The following is a 19,525-nucleotide window of genomic DNA, read 5'->3' as shown; positions in this document are numbered from 1 at the left end:
AGCTCTGCTATTTTGACCTGTTTCAGACCTTCTTTCCGTAATTTGAAAACCATATCATATAAAATTGCTCTATCCATAATTTTCTCTTTTTTCTGCAAATATAAATCTTATTATTGATTATCTATAAAACTGAATGATGTTTTCCGTGTAAAAATCAATAACAATAAATTTATTTCTTTTTGATTTATTCTATTTTTTAATAGACGTTTTACTAAGTCTTTTGTTTTTTTGATAATTTCTGGGTCATTATAATCAAACAGTGTAATAAAATACTTTTCACGTGAGTCCAATTTACTCCATAACTTGATGCTGTCATAAACTTCCCTGTATTTAAACATCTCTACAAAACGGGTATCATCAGGAATACTCAGCTTATTAGGTCGTCTTCTATATCTTTTTTCTGTTTCTTGGATAACACTATCTCGGTATTGTGTGATAATGGAAGGAATTTGAACTAAAGAATCTACAACTTTGTCAGAACGCTTTCTTTTGTATAAAAATGACCAAATATCATCTTTAAGACGATTGGTATCTGCAATTATCTCTAAATAACGTTGCATATCTTTTCTTACCTCATGCTCAAAATACTCTCTTCTATCTACCAGTTTGAGAACATAAGATTTTAACTCTTTGTCGTCATACACACTTTTATAATTAAAATTCTCATATTCAAGTTTTTTTATTTTTTCTTCGGCTTCAAAAGGAGGATTATTCTTAAAGTAATGCAACATTTGATCTCGAGTAATGGAGGGTCGTTGCCCAATAACACTTTCGCAAGAAAGTATTATTAAACAAATAAAAGTGAAAACTATTTTCTTCATTATCTTGTAATATTTATTAATTGAATTTTAGGTTGTGGTAAAGATTGTATGATATTTTAGTAAAAGACAAAGAGGGAGTATTAAACATTCTAAAAAGTGCTTGATTACTCCCAAGCAGAAGTATTACAAACTTTCAACTTGGCAATTTGATAATTCGTGTTGTGATAATTACATCTAAGCAAAGCATCAAAAAACCTAAAAGCAGAGGGTAGTAGTATTTATTTGCCTCTAAGCTAATTTCTCGTTTATCTTGGAGTATTCCTTGAATTTCTTCCAGAGTAGCTCGGACTTTATCCATATCGTTTCGGATAGTTTGGTTTTCTTGGCTGATTTCAAAGTATTTACCTTCGGCTTGCTGAACAAAGTTTAGCAGATAATTACGATTTAATTTGCTAATAACTTTTTCTCCTTTGTCATTTTTCTTGAAACCTGTGGGAGTTAAAATAGGGCTACCTTTTTCCGAACCCACACCCACTACAAGCAGATGAACTCCCTTGCGTTTGATAGTTTGAGCCAAAACATTGATATTTTCACCCCAATCTTCACCATCGCTGAACAGCACAATAATTTTGGCTTTTTTATGAATTTGATCTTGGTTTTCATTCAAAAGTCCTTTTAGGGCGAGTTCCAAAGCATTATGAATTTGGGTGCTTGTATTTTTCATCATTTGAGCAGAAAGAGCTGGAATAAACACGTTTTGCAGAAGCGAATAATCTTTGGTAAGTGGGCAAAATTGATAGGCTTCTTGGGCGAAAACCACTATTCCCATACGTGCCTGCAAAGGAGTTTGCAAGAGGCTTTGTAGTTCAAATTTAACTTTTTCCAGTCTTGAAGGACTTACATCTTGAGCGAGCATTGAAGCGGACACATCTACTACAAACATTATATCTTTCCCTTGTACCTTGACTTGTTGCTTTTCTTCGCCAATGGTGGGTCCTAACATAGCTATTACAAACAAAGCAAAGTAAGCAGAGCGAAAGAGCATTTTAAGCCAAAAATATCTTCGTAAGGGCAAACCTAAAACTTTTGCCTTTCGGAACGAAAAAATAAAATACAAAATGTAAAGCAGAAAAAATAAGGCTACCCCGATAGCTTCAAGGTAGCCGAAATTTACGTAAAAGCTCAAAGATACGTTGGTTTAAGGGTTAGACAGCGGACAAAAAGACACAAGAATTTTAGTAGGCGATAATATTGATATCAATACCTAAAAAGTTTTTGTAATCTTCGGCTTCCTCGCGAATGTCTTCATCATCTTCGGGGTGCTTCCAGTTGATAGTTACATTTCCGCCACTTTCTTTGTAATCTTTTAGCAGTTTTACGATATCCAAGAAACATTTTGAAGAACTTGTATTGTAATAAGTGAGGTCAAAGGTAAAATTGATAGGACCTTTTACCTCTTCGGTGTATTGTTTAAGCCAAGCAAGAATAGGCTTGTAGAAATCCCAAGTGTCTTCTAAATATGATTCACCCGCAATAGAACATTCGCCTGTGGAGGCATTGAAAGTAACTTGTGGCGTGAAATAGGTGCTTTTTACGCCCTCAATAATTAGATTTTCCATTGTTTTAATGTTTTTTGTTTAGTTTAAAGATTCTTCTTAACGCTTACAGATAGTGCAAAGAAAGATTTCTCTTCGTCAATATCCCTAAATTCAATAGAAATAGGTTGAGCAGAAGTGAGAGCCACTTGGATAAGCCCAATACCTGCACCCTTGCTGTTTTCTGTACTCATTGTACCTTGGTCTCTTTGCTCAAATTTCATTTTTCGTAAGGTTTCGCGGTCGGCGTTGTTAATCATTTCACACCTATCCCAGAGAATAGGAATCCATTTTTTATCTACAATGTTGCCTGTGGTAAGCGTATAATTTTCTTCATCTTGCGATAATACGATAGAGCCTATCCGATAGGTTTTACCGCCGAGTATAGTGGATTCTGACGAGTAAAAAAAGATATTTTGAGCAAGTTCCATAAAAATGGCATAAACTTTCTTACCCGATTTGGGGTCTTCGGCAAGGCGAGACTGTATCTCCTTACTTATTTCGTGAATAATAACATCGGACATAGGCCCCTTGTAAGAAATAAGGACTTCATCATCACTCATATTGACGTAATGATGAAAGAAGCTAAACTTTTTTGACATAACTATTTTCGTTTGTGTTGAAAACTAATTTTTATCCCCCCCAAAATATTTCTCTTCTATAATGTCAGCAACTTCGGCTACTTCCCATACAATATCTGCTAATTCTTCAATAGTTTTGATATGTTCGGCAATAGGACTTGCCTGTACAACTACGGTTTCACAAGGAGAACCATCGGGCAGTTTGTCTGCGGCAATCGTAATTGTAGAATAATGCCCATAGCCTGCTTCTTTCAAGAGATTGTACGTATCGGTAACACCTTTTTCGTATGTTCCACAACGGCTATTGAAATAAAAGTATTCTTTATTTTTGAAAGAGTCTTTTATTACCCACGCATATACATATTGGTAGCGACTTGAACCATCTTTGAGCTTAAAGGGAATATCTAAAGAATATACACCTGGGGAAAGTTCTTTGATTTGTGCATTGAATTTAGTGGCTACTTCTTTTATAGCTGTGTCAAAGTTAAGCATAAATTTTATACTTTTAGTTTAAGTCCTTTTGGCAAAAATACAATTTTTTGTAAAAAAACAAATTTTTTGTAAAAAAACTTTTTTTTAAGTTTGAAAGTAAATAAAATTAAAGACTTTTACAAGTATAGTTAAAAAAAGCAGAACTTTACGAAGTTTTTTATGGCAGATAAAAACATTTTTATCACGGGTATAGGTAAAGGCATAGGGAAGGCTACAGCTTTACTATTTGCTAAAAAAGGCTGGACGATTAGCGGTGTAGATATTGATGAATCACTTTTAGCAAAATTGCGTGAAGAAATTGGTGAAAAGACGCTTTTTTTGCAAAAAGCAGATGTATGCAGCGAAGTGGAGATGAAAGCTGTTTTTGAAAATTTGGCTTCGCAAACAAAAAATCGTCTAAATGTTTTAGTTAATAATGCGGGTATTTTGCGAATGGGCTTTTTTGAAAATATTCCGCTTACAGAGCAGAAAAAGATGATTGAAATCAACTTTTGGGGGCTTATCAATACAACTTATTGGGCTTTGCCTTTGCTAAAAAATACACCTCAGTCTCAAATTATCAATTTATCTTCGGCTTCGGCAATTTATGGAGTACCTGAATTTTGCGTGTATGCGGCAACCAAGCACGCTGTCAGGGGATTTACAGAAGGGTTAGAAATTGAACTTTCAAGGCTTGGTATTGGGGTTTCGGATATTATGCCCCCCTTTGTAAATACGGATATGCTTGGCAAAGCTACTTACAAGGCTTGGGCAGTGGGACAAATGGGCATACACGTTCAGCCCGAAGATGTTGCTGAAAAAATATGGAAGGCGGTTCATCAGCATAAAACGCATCACATTCTTACAGCCAAACTCAAATTGCTGAACTTTTTAGGCAACCTTTTTCCCTTTATCCGAAAACCCCTGATGAAAAAGCTCACAATGCCTCAGAACTCAAAAACTTAACTTTTGAATAAAATCTTGCAATTTCTCTTTTTCGCTATCCCAAAAAATTTGCGGATTGTAGTAAAAAGTTTTTTGTTGAAATTTTGAGAAATCAAATACTTCTTGCCAAGTTTGAAGTTTCCGAAAGTCTATCCAAATCACATACGGATAAGCATATTCTTTGAAAAAACTTTCCCAAACAGGATTTTTCTGTACTATTATCCATTTTTGCCAAGCCATAGCCTCATAAAATTTCGTAGGAATACGATTGCGATAAGCAAGATTTACTTGGTAAGGCATCAGCCAAAATGTACTTTCTGCAAAATTTTTCTGCAAAATTTCATAATCTAATGCTTTTTCAGAAATTTCTAATTGCAAAAATGATTTTGTTTCTTGAAGGCTTGTAAGTTTATTCAAAATCTCTTTACGACCGCATCTACCTACTATTTTTAGGACACTTTGGGGAACTAAAAAATGAATTCTTTCTACAAAATCAATAGCTTCCCAAAGTCCGTATTCAGGAGCAATAGTACCTGAAAGTAAAAAAATAGGATTGCTAATAATCTTTTCTTGAAAATTGATTTTTAGAACTTTATTTTCTAAAACTAAACATCGTTTTTTTACAAAACTTAATTCTAATTGATAACAGTTTTCTGCCAAAAAAAACGTATCAACTTGGGTAGCACAAAGTCTTTCAGCAAACCGAATACTATACGCTAATATTTTTCTAAACACTCGCCAAGTTTCGTAGGTTTGAGTATGTAAAATATTTAGGAAGTAATTTTCTTGTACATCATAAATTAAATGTAATTTTCTACCGAATAATTTTTGAAAAAATTTATACAAAACGCAAAAGGGTAGAAGCTCAATAGCTCCGCAAACCAGTATTTGAGGTTTGATTTTCCATAAATATTTCAAAATCAGAAAGCCCGCCCATAAACGTCGAAAACTATTGCGAGAAAAAGTGAAAATAGGATAGAAATGAATATGAGAACCAATGTTCTTGCTTTCTAAAATGCTTTGAGAACCAAAGCTAAAAACTTCAAAGCCATTTTCCCAAAAAGTTTTAGCGATTTTCTGAAAAAGCCGAATATCATCAGCAGGTTTAAGAACAGCTACAAAAGCGGCTTTATGCATATTATTGCAGAAAAAAATTATACCAAGACAAATTCAAATGATGAGGTTTGTAGCCCATTTGCCAAAGAACTAAAACCTTGAACACCAAAATTCAGACTTTCAAAGATTTTTTCAAAAGTTTTTTGCAATCATAAGAAAATCCGTATAAATTTGCGGGCAATTCAATGTTTTTAATTCATTTCTGCATACAAAATGGCAAATATAGGCAAAATTACCCAAATTATCGGACCTGTTGTTGATGTTAGCTTTTCAACAGAGGGTTCTACTTTACCCGAAATTTTGAACGCTTTGGAAGTAACCAAGTCCAATGGTCAGAAAGTAGTGTTGGAATGCCAACAGCACCTTGGTGAAGATCGTGTGCGTACTATCGCTATGGATAGTACCGATGGCTTACAAAGGGGTATGGACGTAGTAGATTTAGGACACCCTATCGCTATGCCCATCGGCGATGCTATCAAAGGAAGATTGTTTAATGTAGTAGGTGAAGCTATTGACGGCTTGCCCCAAGTAAATAGTGGCAAAGGGCGTTCTATTCATAGCAAACCTCCTCGCTTTGAAGATTTGGCTACTTCTGCCGAAGTGCTTTACACAGGTATCAAAGTGATTGACTTGCTTGCTCCTTATGTAAAAGGGGGTAAAATTGGGCTTTTTGGTGGTGCAGGAGTAGGTAAAACCGTACTTATCCAAGAACTTATCAATAACATTGCTAAAGCTTACTCAGGGCTTTCTGTATTTGCGGGTGTGGGTGAGCGTACGCGTGAAGGAAACGACTTGCTTCGCGAATTTATTGAATCCGACATTATTCGTTATGGTAAAGAGTTTAAGCACTCTATGGAGCAAGGTGGTTGGGATTTGAGCAAAGTAGATTTAGAAGAACTCAAAAAATCACAAGCTACACTTGTTTTCGGGCAAATGAATGAGCCTCCCGGAGCAAGGGCAAGAGTAGCTCTTTCTGGTCTTGCAATTGCAGAATATTTCCGCGATGGCGATGGACAAGGCAAAGGTAATGATATTCTGTTCTTTATTGATAACATTTTCCGTTTTACACAAGCAGGTTCAGAAGTTTCGGCTCTTTTAGGGCGTATGCCTTCGGCAGTGGGGTATCAGCCTACACTGGCTACTGAAATGGGCTTTATGCAAGAGCGTATTACTTCTACCAAACGTGGTTCTATTACTTCGGTACAGGCGGTTTATGTACCTGCTGATGACCTTACCGACCCTGCTCCTGCTACTACGTTTGCTCACTTGGACGCAACAACTGTACTTTCTCGTAAAATCGCCGAATTGGGTATTTATCCTGCCGTAGATCCTTTGGATTCTACCTCACGTATTCTTACGCCACAAGTACTTGGAGCAGAGCATTACAACACAGCTCAAAGAGTGAAAAGAACACTTCAACGTTACAAAGAGTTGCAAGATATTATTGCTATTTTAGGTATGGACGAACTTTCGGAGGAAGATAAACTCACCGTAAATCGTGCAAGACGTGTGCAGCGTTTCCTTTCACAGCCATTCTTTGTAGCACAACAATTTACAGGTTTGCAAGGAGAGTTTGTGAATATTAAAGACACTATCAAAGGCTTTAATATGATTATGGACGGAGAACTTGACCACCTGCCCGAAGCCGCTTTCAACCTTGTTGGTACTATTGAACAGGCTATCGCAAAAGGTGAAAAACTTCTTGCAGAAGCGAAAAAAGCCTAAAAAATACATACTCGGTTCGTAAAGTTTTTTGCTTTACGAACCTAAACCTCATTACTCAATACTCTGTACTCAATACTCAATACTCAAAAGTATGTATTTAGAAATCATTACTCCCGATAAAAAACTTTTTGCAGGCGAAGTTACGGCAGTTACCTTACCCGGCAAGAAAGGTTCTTTTCAAGTCCTTAAAGACCACGCTCCGCTGATTTCTACGCTTGAAAGTGGAAAAATTAGATATAAGACAGCTCAAGGTGAGCAAAACCTTGAAATTCTGGGTGGAGTAGCCGAAGTATTGAAAAATAAAATTTTGGTGCTGGTAGAAGGCTTGAAAAAATAATAGAAACGTCAATCATACAAAAAAGCGATAAGAGTTTTCTTTACTACTCTTATCGTTTTGTGTTTTTTGTATCTTTCTTAAAAGAGATAAGTATTTGTTACGTTCTTTTTTATAGTTTTTTCAAGTGATAAGAAAAGAGAGCTTAACCTTGTTTGTAAAATTTTTTCAAAAATAGGGAAAAGCAAGAAACTTGCAGATGTTAAGCAAAATCTTACATTGAAAGTCGGTAGGAAACAATTTGATTGACTTTTTCGTAAAGTTGTTGGGGGGTATAGGTTCGCCAATCAGGAATTTCTAAATTTCCTCCGAAATTGATGTACCAATCTATTCGGTATTTTTGCCATTCTTCATAAACAAAATCTCGGAAGTTGATAGCCGCAATCCAGCCTTCTTCTACATCTTCCAGCCACTCTTCGTAATAGCAATCATCAGAGCCGTGAAAATTGAGTACATTTTCGCCGATGAGAATAAATTTCTTTATGCCTTTTTTGAGCAGAGGATTGATGATATTCGTTTTAAGCGTCATTATATCATTTTCAATGGCATCGTTCCATTCGCCAATAAACTCAAAAATAGCAAATTTCTGTTTGTAATCGGCGAAAAGAATTTTCATATAAAGCGTAGGCGAACCCATATAATCCCAAGCGGGGTCTATGTAATAGCCGTAAATGGTATCGGAATATACATCTAAATTGTATTCTTTGCCAAAAAAAGGACTTTTCCTATCTGTAGCAGGATTGTAATACTCTAACCATCGCTCAAAAGGTATAATGGTGTGCATTTTTTTCAAGAAATCAATAAAAGTTTTTCCAGCACTCCTGTGCTATTTTGCCTTCAATTTGAGTGTTGCTCTGTTAAGATTATCTTGCCTAAATTGCCCTGAAAAGACTTTGGCTTTTTTGATAGGCAAACCATAACAATACAAAAAGCCGTCATACGAAGCTATCAGGAGTTCTAATTTTTTATCGCCATCTATATCAGCCAGCAAAGGAGTACATTCTGAACCTGCGGGCATTTTATAGCGTTCTAATTTACGAGTATTTTCATCATAAACCAGTAGTTCGCCCTTTTCCGTAGGAACGGCAATTTGCCAAGATTTTTTATGAATGATTTGTCCTACTACTGCCGAGGCAGTGATACGATTAGCAGGAAAAAATGTTTGAGCTTTGCTACTTACAATGCGAAATCCATAGCGATTTTCTTTTTCAATTTCTGCTTTTTGCAAATGGGCTATCCATAAGCCGTCATCATCACCCGACCACCAAGAACTGCCGATAGCAAGTGTTTCGTTAGGAGTAAGTGTTGCCGCCGCATACAATCCCGAAATAGCTCCACTGGGCAAATTCAAATCCAAGGCGTATAAGTGCTTTCCTTGCAAATCTATGTAATGCACTACTGAATACGTAGAAGCTACTACTATTGCTTTTTTTTCGCCTTTTTCTACTAAAATTGGTGAACTTTTTAAGCCTGTTCCCAAAGTATATTTCCAGATGATTTCGCCATTTTTCCCGTTCAAGGCATACAACAAAGATTCTCTATCAGTAGAAGTAGCATTCCAACCGCCACTAATTACATCAGGAATATTATCGGCATTTACATCAACACACAGAGGGCTTGTCAGAAATGCTCCATTGTCATTGGTCAGGATTTGCACCCATAGCGGACTGCCTGTTTTGCCATTTAGGGCTACAATACCCCTGCCTCTTACACTAAAAACAACATCATTTTCGCCGTCTTGGTTCAAATCTACTACCACAGGACAGCCTTCAACATTTCCCGTATTTTCAATATTTTCCAGAAAAGGAGCTTTATACTGCCACAAAATTTTATTTTGCGATATATCGTAAGCATAAAAATACCCTTCATCAGTACCAAAATAAAGTTTCTGTTCATCAATGGCAATTCCATTGACATCTAAATCGCTCATTTCTTTTTTCTGACCACTTGGAATAAAGGATTGAATTTTTTGTAAGATTTGTCCTGTTTTGGTATCAATGGAAAAAACCGCATCAAATTCATCTTGGGAGGTTTTATCCAAAGTATTACCATTAGAGCCAAGCCAAATTTTATTTTGATGCAGTAAAATGTTCGTTCGGTAGGTAGTTTGTCCTATGTAAGTTTTCCATTTGAGCGGGAAAATGCTTTCAATACTTGTTTGAGCAAGTAAAAAATGGCATTTCAAGCAAAGGAATATCAGGAGAATATTGATATTTTTTATCATTTTTTCGTATTTTGGCACAAATTAGTTTTTTTGTGAAAATTTGCCAAAAATTAGCTTGGGCTTTTTGTGGGATTTTCTTGGTGATACGCCTGCAAGCACAAGATTCTTTGCACTTGCTACCTTATTTTGAATGGAGCGGCGGTTTGCGATATGCTTATGCTTTTACGAACAATTGGGCAGTGCAAAGATTGCCCGATGAAACTATCCGCTACGAAAAGCAGGAAAGAAATAATTTTGGTATTGCCTTGCAAAGTAGGCTAATGGCTTCTAATGTATTGCATTTTTTGCAAATTTTGCCTGAAAACAGGCGTTGGCGAGTGGGTGATGTTTTCATAAGCGAACTACAAATAGGATTTTGCCGAAAGCAAATTGAACAGGAAAGCAAACTGATTTTGGGCTATCATTTTGGGATAGGCGTGGGGGCAAGTTATCAGGTAAATAACCTAAACGCAGTAGGTTTTTATCTTGTTCCTCTGAAATTTAGTAATGATGGGGTAAGTCCTGCTATTTCGGGGTCTTGGGTAGGGTTGCGTTGGGCAAATCCGAAAATTTGGATAGAAATGGGTTTGGAATCAAGAGATTTATCTTTTTTGGGGTATCTTGTGCCTGCTACGCTAAACCCGCGTCAATATTTTGGACAGGTAGTTTGGCAAAAAAAATGGGGTTTGCGTACCGAATGGGCTTACAATAACTTCAAAGATAAAATCTACGGAGGAACTTATGAAAATTTTTTCCTTGCAATTTTGCTATTTTATGGAAAATTTTTTTAGTAAATCATCAAATTCTTAACTGCAAAAAATGCCTTTATTTATGAAAAAAATCGCATTAACGCTTTTTGTACTTGCTTTTAGTTTTGCTTTTGCTCACGAGTTTTGGCTCAATCCTGATAGATTTTGGTATCGGAAGGGAGAAACAGCTACTATACTTTTGCAAGTAGGCGAAAACTTTCAAGGTGCAAAATGGAAAGGCACTATTACGCGTCTTACTTATTATTTTGATAAGCAAGTCAAAAATCTCAATGTAGTAGTAGATACTGCTACAAGGTCTTTTAAGATGAATACGGAAGGCGAAGGCACGCAGATGCTTGTTTTACAAAACAAACCCAGTTTTATAGAATTAGATGCTGAAAAATTTAATGCCTATCTTCAAGAAGATGGTTTGGAAGAAGTTTTAGCTTTTCGCAAAAAAAATGGTTTAGAAAAAACCAAAGGCAGAGAAATTTATGAGCGTTGTGCCAAGCTGATTTTTCAAGTAGGCGAAAAGAAAACAGGGCATTTCAAGCAAATCACGAACCTACCTTTGGAAATCATTCCTCTGCAAAACCCCTATGCAGTGCGTAAAGCACAGGCTATGAATGTAGGTTTTCGGATTTTATTTCAACAAAAACCGCTTGCAGGTATAAAAGTGCGTTTTTGGCAAAAAATTCAGGGGGAACTTTTCAAAAATGAGGCTATCAGTAACGAAAAGGGCGAGGTAAATTTCAAATTTGCTCCTTCGGGCAAAGTGATGATAAGTGCTGTAAAAATGATTGCCCACGATAAACCCCAAGAAGCCGATTGGCACAGCTATTGGGCAAGTTTGGTATTTGGCTATGAAAAATGAATGTATGCGTTATTTTTTGGTGAGCTACATTTCCGAAGAGGGCTATGGAAGCATTTGGTTTGAGCATTTGAGCTTTCCAAATTATGAGTGGCTTTGCGAAAAAATAACCGAAGGCAAAAGCCGAAGCAATGTAATTATTTTGAACATTTACGAGTTTCAAAATAAAAACGATTTTGATGATTTCAGAAAAGAAGGCAGATAAAATAAGCATTGAATTGTAATTTGCAGTTGTAAAAATAACAGCGTTTTTAGAACCATAAACTCAACACAAGTTATGAAAAAACTTATCCCACTCATCACAAGCATCATTTTATTTGTTTTTTTTCATTTTTCTTTGGCTCAGTCGGTCTATACTCCGCTCAATAGCGATTATTACCACCTTTTAGAACGTTATGAAATTCAGTCAGGCAGATTGTTTCAGGGGCTTCATTCGCATATAAAGCCTTACAAGCGTTCTGCAATTGCTAATTTCTTGCAAAAATTTCAGCAAGATAGTACGCAAAGCCTTTCCGAAGTGGATAGATTTAACTTGGCTTACTTGGAGCAAGATAATTGGGAGTGGCTTCGTAAAGATACTTCTGAAATTCCTCAAAATTTTTGGAAAAAGTTTTATCGTCAAAAATCTGATTTTTATCACGTGCAAACCCAAGATTTTGATTTACACGTAAATCCTGTACTTGCTTTTTCGGTCGGCAAGGATAACAATACGGATAAACTCACCTACCTCAATACACGTGGCGTGGAAGTAAGAGGTATGATTAGCCAAAAAATTGGCTTTTATACCTTTATGACGGATAATCAAGCCTCTTTTCCTAAATATGTACAGGCTCAAATCAAAAAATTTGATGCCGTTCCGCAGGAAGGGTATTACAAAGACGGCGACCGTGCCGAACCTACCGATGTAGATTTTATACACGCTCGCGGGTACATTGCTTTTCAACCTATCCGAAATATTGATGTGCAGTTCGGGCACGACCGAAATGTAATTGGTAATGGCTACCGCTCTATGATTCTTTCTGACTTTTCAGCCAATTATCTATTTCTAAAACTCAATACCAACGTTTGGAAACTCAATTACCAAAATATTTTTGCCCAAATGACCGCCCAGGTGCTAAACGCCGATGGTTTGCGTCCTAAAAAATATCTTGCCAAGCATCATTTGAGCCTGAATATTTCTCAAAATTTCAATATTGGCGTATTTGAAACCGTGATTTTTGGGCAAAGAGATACACTCACCAACAATAGCTTTGACTTGAACTACCTGAACCCCATTATTTTCTATCGTTCCGTAGAACAGCAACTCGGTAGCCCCGATAACGTACTTTTGGGAGCAGATTTTAAGTGGAATTTTGCCCGTAGTTTTTCGTTTTACGGACAATTTGTGTTAGATGAGTTTTTAATTCGTGAAATTCGTGCCAATCGGGGTTGGTGGGCAAATAAATATGCAGGGCAAATCGGCTTAAAATACATCAACGCCTTTACTATCAAAAATTTAGACTTGCAGGCAGAGTTTAATTTTGCACGTCCTTACACTTACACCCAAGATAATAATTTCAAATCCTATACTCATTATCAGCAACCGCTTGCACACCCTTTGGGAGCAAATTTTTATGAGTTTGTGGGCATTTTACGTTATCAGCCTCTTGCAAAGCTCAATTTTATAGGCAAACTCTTTTATGCCAATTATGGCTTGGATACAGACGGCTTGAATTGGGGAGGAAATTTGCTTTTAGATAATCGCACACGCGTACAAGAATACGGCAATAAAATAGGGCAGGGTTTGAATACCAAAACCATTTTTTTAGATGCTACACTAAGCTATCAGGCTTGGCATAATGTTTTTGTAGAACTGAAACAAGTTTTTCGCCGTAGCCAAAATGATGATGCTACAATGCCTTACAAAAACACTACTTTCACCTCTTTGGGCTTGCGAATGAATATCGCACCCCGATTGCACGAGTTTTAAAAGTTTTTTATTTTATTACTTGCACCCAACCTTTCAGTGTTTTTGTTGTAGTTTCGTTGCATATTTTACCTGTATATTCAATAAAATAATAATAGATATCAGCAGGAAAGTTAGAAGCGTCCCAACCTTTTTCAATTTGAGAACTTGCAAATATTTCTTTACCCCATTTATTGTAAATTTTTATTCTTGCTCGGATTACATTTTCTACCCGAGTAGGAATAAAAGTATCATTTATGCCATCTCTATTAGGAGTAAAAGCATTAGGCATTTCTAATTGGGGTTCATCGAATATTGATTTAGAATCTTCAAGAGGCAATGCAGAAGAGGGGACATTATTAAGCGTAAAATCGTGAGTATGCTCCCCCAAAAACAAACCTTTTTCTTGAAAATTACATAAAGGACTAGGATTATTAGGTTTCTCTATTGCCCCTAAATATTTACTACCATAAATAGACAAATAAATTTTGCCATCAGGTGCAAGTTGTAAAGCAAAAAAATTTAATCCCTCTCCAATAATTTGAACAGAGTCTAAAATATCATTAGCCCATAAATCTAATTGACAAAGATAAGAGGGCAAATTATTTACGAGAAATTTTGTTGAATAAGGAGAAGGAATCAAAGTAAAGTAGATAAACCTTTTATTCGGAGAAATTTCTAATCCGTAAATCCAATAATCTTCTAATTTTTGCATATAGCTAAATTTACTATTCAAATTCAGAGAGATAGGGCAAGATAGTTTACCAGTGAATTTATCAAACTTAAATATTTCAATAATTCTTTCCTGTGATAAAGCCACAGCTACCATACTTCCCTCAGTGCTAAATTTCATCTGACCTAGATTTAGTTTCCCCATTGTTCTTTGAAAAAAATCGATATAGTTGTTAAATTCAGAAGGATAAGGAATTTTGTTGGAATAAACATAGCCAATACTGGTTTTGACGCTATCAACAACTCCTTTTGAAGTTAGTAAATAAGCGATAAATCGATCGGTTAGCCATTCGTGGGAAAGTATCCAGTAGTATTCGTTATTTCCGTGATGTGTAGCGGCTAACTTGGTAACAACAGGCGGCTCTTTTCGTAGGTGTTTGAGCTTAGATACAGCATAAAGGGTGTCATTAGATATTCTAATGGGTAAATATTTTAATGATGAATTTACGATTTTTCCAAATTGATCTGTGGAAAATTCTGATGTCAGGAATAAATGAAATAAACCTTCTTTTTCAGAATCAGGGAGTAATATACTTTCTCCGACAGAACCTACAATGCCATTAGAAAGTATATTAAAGTACGAAGTATCTAAATGACCATAATTATTTCCCTGCTCGTTGTATATAGAAATCATACCCAAATGTGATGTTAATAGAACAGAATCATTTATTCTTGTTGTAGAAAAATTAGCACAACATAATACTGATGATGTCTGGTCTGCATTAATGACGAATGCTTGTGCATTGGGGATGAATTTTATTTTATTTATGAAAAAATTATCTGTACCACGATATCCCAATAACCACGTATCATACCTTTTATCTTGGGCAAATGTATAAATACAAAACAAAAAAAATTGCATAGTAAAAAACTCTTTCATAAGTTTAAATTTTTTTTTTGTGTAACTTTTTGCAAATTTATTGTCTTTTTTTTAGAATTGCAAAGTTTTTTCACTTAAATTTTTTACTTATGAGAAAGAAAAAATTGTTGTCAAATTGTTTTATAAATGCACATTATTGCATTGTTTTGTTCGCTCTAACTAGTCTCTCTCTCTCTCTCTCAAACCAGAAATTGTACTTTCTCAAGATTTGCAATGGGTGAGACAAATTGAGGGTAACTTACATTCTTATGTAGATGCTGTGAAGGTAACCTCTGACGGCACAACTTATGTGGTAGGTTCTTTCAATGGACCACATAATTTTGGTAATGGTATAACTCTTGCTCCTATCGCTCCTTTAAATGGTATTTGTTGTTTCCCAAAATTAGATGCATATATTGCAAAGTATCAACCTAATGGTGCTTGTGTTTGGGCTTTTAGGATTGGAGGAAACAAAAATGATATTGTTTATGATGTAGATACAGATGAAAGTGGAAATATCTATATTGTTGGAACTGCTGGTGATACAACTGGAAATGTTAGTTTTCAGCATAAAAATGGATTTTCTACTTATTCATTTCCTGCTAATAAAAACACAGCTTTCTTAGCGAAATACTCCCCTTCTGGCAATTTGATATTTGTTTATGTGTTTCCAAGCACAAATGATGCAGAAGATTTTCGTAAAGTAAAAGTATTTGGAGATTATGTTTATGCTGTGAGTAGTTTAAAACAGGTATGGTTAATTCGTTTAAATAAAAATATTGGGATTTCTGATGACCAATTCAGAATGCTTTTAACTGGCGACGGTACTGCAACAGGCTTTTCGGTAGAAAATGGTTCAATTTATGTTACAGGAAGGTTTAGTGGTACTGCTGACTTTGGTGGAGGAACTACTTTTAACTCTTCTAATGGAGAAAACTTTGTAGTGAGGTACAGAATACAAAATAATAAGCCTTTAATTATGTGGAAAAGACAGTTACAAGGTAATACATATGATTTAGATGTACTGGGAGAAAATTTGTTTGTGATTGGCAACACAAGCTCTGGGTTGCAAACAAGTATTTTGGGATACAATATTGATAATGGCAATTTACTTGCCAATTGGTCGCCTAAAATTATTGCTTCAAGTAATGGCTATGCAATTTTAGGGAATAGTAATAGGATAATCGTATCAGGAGTTTTGTCTGGTGAAAATGTAGATTTTGGAAATGGATATTTTCTTTCGTCTCCTCCTCCGCCGTCACAGGGTAGTCCTTATCCTTTCAACGGGTATTATGCAGAATATTTATTGGATGGTACTTGCGTAAATGCTCAATTGATACCTGTGAGTTTGCCTTCTGGTGGAGGTTCGGAGAGTTTTAGTTGGTGTTTAGCTCGAAATGACTCGCGAATTGTAGTAGGTGGACGTTTTTATGGAAATGCTAACTTTATCAGCTGTAATGGCAGTAACATCTCACTTTCTACAATGAATCCTTTTCCTAATGGATTTTTCGCCAATTATAGCCAAAAATATACTGGTTTTGATTTTGTGGAGATAAAACCGACGGGAGTAGCGAGCAACTTTCTTTGTAGCTCGCCCAAAGAATATAGTATTACCAATTTACAAGATGCAATTAGTTATACCTGGTCAGCTGGACCTGGAATAACTTTAACAAATGCTAACACACCGATTGTAACAGCTACCGCTATATCTGGATTTAGTGGAGAAAGTTGGATAGAATGCACTATTGTGGTGAGTAATGCTTGTTATGTAAATGTTAGTAGTTCTTTCAGAAAAAATTTATGGGTTGGCGTACCGAGTGATGTTTCTATCCCTGACAATACACCGCCGTATAACTATACTTTTTGCTCATCTACATTACCTAATATAATTACAATTCCCTTGATTTGTCAAGGAAGCCAAAATATTATAGGAACTCTAAATGGTAATCCGATTAGGTTTTTCAATAATGTTATACAAATAGACTTGCAAAACACTCCCATAGGCACATACACTTATCAAATTGTTGGTCAGAATTTCTGTGGAGTTTCTTCGAATGTAACAACAGTTACGATAATAATAGACAATTGCATTGAAAGACAAATCGTTGAAGTCTCCCCTAACCCAACAGATAGATTTTTAAAAATAAAAGGAGAGTTCAAAGACTACAAAATTATTGATAAATATGGCAGAACTTTGATTGAAGGCAATGCTGAAATGCTAGATTTACAAAATTTGGAAGAAGGTATCTATTTTATGCATATTAAAGACAATAAAAATGAAGAAGCAGTGATGAAAAAAATCGTTGTAAAGAAATAACAAATTGCGTTAGTGCATTTTCGCTCTTTTCACCATATACGCATACAAAACCTCTTCAAAAGGGCGGGCAATATCTACTTCAATGAAGTCTATTTTGTATTGCCCGCACTTCATTTTAAGCTCGTGTGAAAATTGCAAGATTTTTTCTCTGTAAAAATCCTTAACGGCTTGTGGTTGCAATTTCACTTTTTCGCCTGTTTCTAAGTCAATAAATTCATAAGGGCGATTTTCAAAGGCAAAATCTTTTTCAGTGGCTTTATCCGTAACGTGAAAAAGAATTACCTCGTGATTTCGGTGTTTGAGATGTTGTAGAGCCGTGAGCAATTCTTGTGGGTTTTCTACATCTTCAAACATATCACTAAATATAACTACTAATGAACGTCTATGAATTTTTTCTGCGATTTCGTGTAAAACTTTGGTTGCCGAAGTTTTTTGCAAATTGCTTTCTGCATTGAGCAAATTTTGAAGCAAAAGAAAAATCTGATGCAAATGAATTTGCGTTGATTTGCAAGGGGTATGTTCAAGGATTTTATCGTCAAAAGTAGCAATGCTTACGGCATCACGTTGTTTTTGGAGCATATAAGTAAGTGCCGCCGTCGCCATTACCGAAAAAGTCAGTTTTCCTTTTGTGGCTTTGGGGTAAAACATTGATGAGGAAACATCTAAAAGTATCTGACAACGCAAGTTCGTTTCCTCTTCATAGCGTTTGATAAAAAGTTTATCTGTTTTGGCAAAAACTTTCCAATCTATGTGGCGTGTGCTTTCGCCTGTATTGTAAAGCCTATGTTCGGCAAATTCTACCGAAAAGCCGTGAAAAGGAGAGCGATGCATTCCTGTAATAAAGCCCTCTACGAGCTGTTTGGCGAGCAGTTCTATATTTCCAAACTGACGAACTTTTTCAAGCGTGAGTTGCATAAGTTTTCAAAATGGCAATTTATGAAAAATCTGACAAAAATCAACTTTCTTGCTTGCGGTAAGCATTGTTTTCTTTTACAAAAAAACTCTTTTTCGCTGAAAAAAGTATGCTTATGGATGCACAAAGTTTAGCTTTACGCCCTCGTTTTCGTTTCAAGAGCGAAATGAGCCGAAATGAAATCATTGAGAAGTTCCGAAAAGAACTCAACGAAAACAACCCCGAAGGTTTTACAGGCGTATTGACAGATTTTCACATTCAAATTCGCTTTCCTGCTCACAAACATCGCCTCTGGACGCCTTATATGGAAATTGGATTGGAAGAAAACTTACAAGACAAAACCACTCTGGTGCGAGTATTACTCACGCCTGTTTCGCCTATATGGACGCTTGTGGCTTTTTTGCTCATAGTAGCCTCTACAAGCATATTTATCAGCTTGATGCTCGGCATTTCACAAATAATGATAGAACAAGAGCCTTGGGGGTTTTATGTAGCAGGGTTATGCACTTTAATTTTGGTAGGTTTGTACCTTATAGCCCGCCAAGGACAAGTATTAGCTCGTAAAGAAATGCCGATACTCAAAAAATTTGCCGACCAAGTTTTTGAGTGCGATTGCCTGATGAAGGCTTCTTAAATCAGAGCAAATCTTTCGGCAAAAAGTGAGTAAAAGTATCACCTCGCAGTCCTAAACGGATAGTTTCCACAGAAATCACTTCATTGGGGGCAATGTTGCCTAAATTGACATTAGCTCCCAAAAGTTTCACAAACCACACTTGTTGGGATTTTTGAGGAGCTTCCCAAATGATTTTTTCCGAAGGAATAGTATGAATAATTTCCTTCACAAGTCCCTGACGCACCTCTCCTGAATCGCGAAATAGCCCCACCGTTCCTGATTCACGTGCTTCTCCAATCACTTTCCAAGCACCTGCCTGCAACTCAGCTTGCATAAGCTCTATCCACTGGTAAGGGGCTAATATTTTTTCAGCATCTTTGGAACCTACTTCTGAAAGCACAATTACCTGTTTGGAAAGCTCGTTGATATACTTACATTTTTCTTCGTGAGGCAATTCAATAGAGCCATCGGAAACTTCGGCATAGGGCATTTGGTATTTATCTAAAAGTTTCTGATAATCAGCGAATTGCTTGCGAATAATAAAAGCCTCAAAAAGCGTTCCGCCGAAATACGTAGGAATACCCGCCGATTGATAAACTGCTAATTTTTCTTTCAGATTAGCCGTAACATAGGAAGTAGCCCAGCCGAGCTTTACCATATCAATATAGTCGCCTGCTACTTCAAGAAGGTCTTCCACCTGTCTGACACTCAAGCCTTTGTCCATTACCATTGTCAGACCTACTTGGCGGGGTTTCTGAGTACGTTCAGGAATGTGATGCAAAGAATAGTGCATAA

General features: G+C 36.1%; 20 protein-coding genes. 9 read left to right on the top strand and 11 right to left on the bottom strand.

Annotated elements, in window-relative coordinates; all coding sequences use genetic code 11:
* Positions 1-110 precede the first annotated feature (110 nt).
* The 5 genes from Rain11_RS03620 to Rain11_RS03600 all read right to left on the bottom strand — a co-directional run bounded on the left by Rain11_RS03620 (position 111) and on the right by Rain11_RS03600 (position 3,429).
* On the bottom strand, positions 111-821 hold the full coding sequence (locus Rain11_RS03620; protein WP_101357972.1) for a hypothetical protein: 711 nt from the start codon (positions 819-821) through the stop codon (positions 111-113).
* Positions 822-954: 133 nt separating this feature from the next.
* Positions 955-1,947 (bottom strand): vWA domain-containing protein, encoded by a 993-nt coding sequence (locus Rain11_RS03615; RefSeq protein ID WP_101357971.1) that lies wholly within the window; start codon positions 1,945-1,947, stop codon positions 955-957.
* Between the two features lie 49 nt (positions 1,948-1,996).
* Positions 1,997-2,380: a DUF1987 domain-containing protein gene (locus Rain11_RS03610; protein WP_101357970.1), complete on the bottom strand. Its 384-nt coding sequence runs from the start codon at positions 2,378-2,380 to the stop codon at positions 1,997-1,999.
* A gap of 23 nt (positions 2,381-2,403) precedes the next feature.
* A complete protein-coding gene (locus Rain11_RS03605; protein WP_133121490.1) occupies positions 2,404-2,958 on the bottom strand; it encodes a SiaB family protein kinase in 555 nt (184 codons plus the stop codon).
* A 24-nt stretch (positions 2,959-2,982) separates the two neighbouring features.
* Entirely contained in the window at positions 2,983-3,429 is a 447-nt protein-coding gene (locus Rain11_RS03600; RefSeq protein ID WP_101357968.1) for a hypothetical protein, read from the bottom strand.
* Between the two features lie 159 nt (positions 3,430-3,588).
* Between Rain11_RS03600 and Rain11_RS03595 the strand changes: the two genes are divergently transcribed.
* On the top strand, positions 3,589-4,374 hold the full coding sequence (locus Rain11_RS03595) for an SDR family oxidoreductase (RefSeq protein ID WP_101357967.1): 786 nt from the start codon (positions 3,589-3,591) through the stop codon (positions 4,372-4,374).
* On the opposite strand, the gene Rain11_RS03590 is transcribed toward Rain11_RS03595, so the two are convergent.
* Entirely contained in the window at positions 4,363-5,490 is a 1,128-nt protein-coding gene (locus Rain11_RS03590) for a glycosyltransferase family protein (protein WP_101357966.1), read from the bottom strand. The genes Rain11_RS03595 and Rain11_RS03590 overlap by 12 nt on opposite strands.
* A gap of 192 nt (positions 5,491-5,682) precedes the next feature.
* On the opposite strand from Rain11_RS03590, the gene atpD reads away from it, so the two are divergent.
* On the top strand, positions 5,683-7,194 hold the full coding sequence (gene atpD / locus Rain11_RS03585) for a F0F1 ATP synthase subunit beta (protein ID WP_101357965.1): 1,512 nt from the start codon (positions 5,683-5,685) through the stop codon (positions 7,192-7,194).
* Positions 7,195-7,285: 91 nt separating this feature from the next.
* The gene (gene atpC, locus Rain11_RS03580; RefSeq protein WP_101357964.1) at positions 7,286-7,531 is read left to right on the top strand and encodes an ATP synthase F1 subunit epsilon; all 246 of its coding nucleotides are present in this window, start codon (positions 7,286-7,288) and stop codon (positions 7,529-7,531) included.
* A gap of 211 nt (positions 7,532-7,742) precedes the next feature.
* Here the strand turns inward: atpC and Rain11_RS03575 are convergent, their stop codons facing one another.
* Positions 7,743-8,312, bottom strand: a complete 570-nt coding sequence (locus tag Rain11_RS03575; protein WP_101357977.1) for a hypothetical protein — start codon at positions 8,310-8,312, stop codon at positions 7,743-7,745.
* A gap of 42 nt (positions 8,313-8,354) precedes the next feature.
* Entirely contained in the window at positions 8,355-9,752 is a 1,398-nt protein-coding gene (locus Rain11_RS03570; protein WP_101357963.1) for an outer membrane protein assembly factor BamB family protein, read from the bottom strand.
* A gap of 32 nt (positions 9,753-9,784) precedes the next feature.
* Here Rain11_RS03570 and Rain11_RS03565 point away from each other — a divergent pair, with 32 nt between their 5' ends.
* The 4 genes from Rain11_RS03565 to Rain11_RS03550 all read left to right on the top strand — a co-directional run bounded on the left by Rain11_RS03565 (position 9,785) and on the right by Rain11_RS03550 (position 13,320).
* Positions 9,785-10,522 carry a hypothetical protein gene (locus Rain11_RS03565; RefSeq protein WP_101357962.1) on the top strand — a complete coding sequence of 246 codons (738 nt, stop codon included), beginning with the start codon at positions 9,785-9,787 and terminating at the stop codon, positions 10,520-10,522.
* 40 nt (positions 10,523-10,562) lie between these two features.
* Complete coding sequence (locus Rain11_RS03560; RefSeq protein ID WP_165778067.1) at positions 10,563-11,354, top strand: DUF4198 domain-containing protein; 792 nt, start codon at positions 10,563-10,565, stop codon at positions 11,352-11,354.
* A gap of 4 nt (positions 11,355-11,358) precedes the next feature.
* Complete coding sequence (locus tag Rain11_RS03555; protein ID WP_101357960.1) at positions 11,359-11,556, top strand: hypothetical protein; 198 nt, start codon at positions 11,359-11,361, stop codon at positions 11,554-11,556.
* Positions 11,557-11,628: 72 nt separating this feature from the next.
* Entirely contained in the window at positions 11,629-13,320 is a 1,692-nt protein-coding gene (locus Rain11_RS03550) for a capsule assembly Wzi family protein (RefSeq protein WP_165778066.1), read from the top strand.
* Between the two features lie 7 nt (positions 13,321-13,327).
* Here the strand turns inward: Rain11_RS03550 and Rain11_RS03545 are convergent, their stop codons facing one another.
* Positions 13,328-14,908, bottom strand: coding sequence for a gliding motility-associated C-terminal domain-containing protein (locus tag Rain11_RS03545; RefSeq protein ID WP_101357959.1), 1,581 nt, complete (start codon positions 14,906-14,908; stop codon positions 13,328-13,330).
* Between the two features lie 217 nt (positions 14,909-15,125).
* Between Rain11_RS03545 and Rain11_RS03540 the strand changes: the two genes are divergently transcribed.
* Positions 15,126-17,204: a T9SS type A sorting domain-containing protein gene (locus tag Rain11_RS03540; RefSeq protein ID WP_133121489.1), complete on the top strand. Its 2,079-nt coding sequence runs from the start codon at positions 15,126-15,128 to the stop codon at positions 17,202-17,204.
* Between the two features lie 9 nt (positions 17,205-17,213).
* On the opposite strand, the gene Rain11_RS03535 is transcribed toward Rain11_RS03540, so the two are convergent.
* The gene (locus tag Rain11_RS03535) at positions 17,214-18,119 is read right to left on the bottom strand and encodes a DUF58 domain-containing protein (RefSeq protein ID WP_101357957.1); all 906 of its coding nucleotides are present in this window, start codon (positions 18,117-18,119) and stop codon (positions 17,214-17,216) included.
* Positions 18,120-18,232: 113 nt separating this feature from the next.
* On the opposite strand from Rain11_RS03535, the gene Rain11_RS03530 reads away from it, so the two are divergent.
* Positions 18,233-18,751 carry a hypothetical protein gene (locus Rain11_RS03530; protein WP_133121488.1) on the top strand — a complete coding sequence of 173 codons (519 nt, stop codon included), beginning with the start codon at positions 18,233-18,235 and terminating at the stop codon, positions 18,749-18,751.
* A 1-nt stretch (position 18,752) separates the two neighbouring features.
* On the opposite strand, the gene Rain11_RS03525 is transcribed toward Rain11_RS03530, so the two are convergent.
* Positions 18,753-19,523 (bottom strand): phosphosulfolactate synthase, encoded by a 771-nt coding sequence (locus Rain11_RS03525; RefSeq protein WP_101357975.1) that lies wholly within the window; start codon positions 19,521-19,523, stop codon positions 18,753-18,755.
* Positions 19,524-19,525: the final 2 nt, after the last annotated feature.

Source organism: Raineya orbicola, assembly GCF_002843425.1.
Taxonomy (GTDB): Bacteria; Bacteroidota; Bacteroidia; order Cytophagales; family Thermonemataceae; genus Raineya; species Raineya orbicola.
Note: the sequence above shows the minus strand (reverse complement) of the source record. Positions and strands in the feature narration are given on the sequence as shown.

Bases quoted from the DNA above. Each gene is read 5' to 3' on its own strand.
- Rain11_RS03620 (WP_101357972.1), bottom strand. From the start codon at position 821: ATGAAGAAAATAGTTTTCACTTTTATTTGTTTAATAATACTTTCTTGC.
- Rain11_RS03610 (WP_101357970.1), bottom strand. From the start codon at position 2,380: ATGGAAAATCTAATTATTGAGGGCGTAAAAAGCACCTATTTCACGCCA.
- Rain11_RS03605 (WP_133121490.1), bottom strand. From the start codon at position 2,958: ATGTCAAAAAAGTTTAGCTTCTTTCATCATTACGTCAATATGAGTGAT.
- Rain11_RS03600 (WP_101357968.1), bottom strand. From the start codon at position 3,429: ATGCTTAACTTTGACACAGCTATAAAAGAAGTAGCCACTAAATTCAAT.
- Rain11_RS03595 (WP_101357967.1), top strand. From the start codon at position 3,589: ATGGCAGATAAAAACATTTTTATCACGGGTATAGGTAAAGGCATAGGG.
- Rain11_RS03590 (WP_101357966.1), bottom strand. From the start codon at position 5,490: ATGCATAAAGCCGCTTTTGTAGCTGTTCTTAAACCTGCTGATGATATT.
- atpD (WP_101357965.1), top strand. From the start codon at position 5,683: ATGGCAAATATAGGCAAAATTACCCAAATTATCGGACCTGTTGTTGAT.
- atpC (WP_101357964.1), top strand. From the start codon at position 7,286: ATGTATTTAGAAATCATTACTCCCGATAAAAAACTTTTTGCAGGCGAA.
- Rain11_RS03575 (WP_101357977.1), bottom strand. From the start codon at position 8,312: ATGCACACCATTATACCTTTTGAGCGATGGTTAGAGTATTACAATCCT.
- Rain11_RS03570 (WP_101357963.1), bottom strand. From the start codon at position 9,752: ATGATAAAAAATATCAATATTCTCCTGATATTCCTTTGCTTGAAATGC.
- Rain11_RS03560 (WP_165778067.1), top strand. From the start codon at position 10,563: ATGAAAAAAATCGCATTAACGCTTTTTGTACTTGCTTTTAGTTTTGCT.
- Rain11_RS03555 (WP_101357960.1), top strand. From the start codon at position 11,359: ATGCGTTATTTTTTGGTGAGCTACATTTCCGAAGAGGGCTATGGAAGC.
- Rain11_RS03550 (WP_165778066.1), top strand. From the start codon at position 11,629: ATGAAAAAACTTATCCCACTCATCACAAGCATCATTTTATTTGTTTTT.
- Rain11_RS03545 (WP_101357959.1), bottom strand. From the start codon at position 14,908: ATGAAAGAGTTTTTTACTATGCAATTTTTTTTGTTTTGTATTTATACA.
- Rain11_RS03535 (WP_101357957.1), bottom strand. From the start codon at position 18,119: ATGCAACTCACGCTTGAAAAAGTTCGTCAGTTTGGAAATATAGAACTG.
- Rain11_RS03530 (WP_133121488.1), top strand. From the start codon at position 18,233: ATGGATGCACAAAGTTTAGCTTTACGCCCTCGTTTTCGTTTCAAGAGC.
- Rain11_RS03525 (WP_101357975.1), bottom strand. From the start codon at position 19,523: ATGCACTATTCTTTGCATCACATTCCTGAACGTACTCAGAAACCCCGC.